This window comes from Virgibacillus sp. 7505 (assembly GCF_002272135.1).
GTDB lineage: Bacteria > Bacillota > Bacilli > Bacillales > Amphibacillaceae > Terribacillus.
Genome location: NZ_NPBF01000077.1, coordinates 1 through 382, shown reverse-complemented (window position 1 = coordinate 382; position 382 = coordinate 1). Strand labels below are relative to the sequence as shown.

Here is a 382-nt window from a genome sequence, read left to right as displayed (position 1 = left end):
CTATTCCACAGTAGCTCAGTGGTAGAGCTATCGGCTGTTAACCGATCGGTCGCAGGTTCGAATCCTGCCTGTGGAGCCAATGGAGAAGTACTCAAGTGGCTGAAGAGGCGCCCCTGCTAAGGGTGTAGGTCGTGTAAGCGGCGCGAGGGTTCAAATCCCTCCTTCTCCGCCATCTCAAATGGCCCGTTGGTCAAGCGGTTAAGACACCGCCCTTTCACGGCGGTAACACGGGTTCGAATCCCGTACGGGTCATCGTTTTTCATAACGAGTCTTTAAAGGCTCGGTCCGGTAGTTCAGTTGGTTAGAATGCCTGCCTGTCACGCAGGAGGTCGCGGGTTCGAGTCCCGTCCGGACCGCCATTTATTGGGCTATAGCCAAGCGG

Annotated in this window: 4 tRNA genes; all 4 read left to right on the top strand. The window is 56.0% G+C overall.

The annotated features are described in order from the left end of the window. The first annotated feature begins 4 nt into the window (after positions 1-4). The 4 genes from CHH91_RS17985 to CHH91_RS17970 all read left to right on the top strand — a co-directional run bounded on the left by CHH91_RS17985 (position 5) and on the right by CHH91_RS17970 (position 359). Positions 5-79 (top strand) — tRNA-Asn (locus tag CHH91_RS17985). Positions 80-81: 2 nt separating this feature from the next. Further along, positions 82-172, top strand: a tRNA-Ser gene (locus CHH91_RS17980). Positions 173-180: 8 nt separating this feature from the next. Continuing rightward, positions 181-252, top strand: a tRNA-Glu gene (locus tag CHH91_RS17975). 30 nt (positions 253-282) lie between these two features. Continuing rightward, positions 283-359: transfer RNA gene (locus CHH91_RS17970), tRNA-Asp, on the top strand. Positions 360-382: the final 23 nt, after the last annotated feature.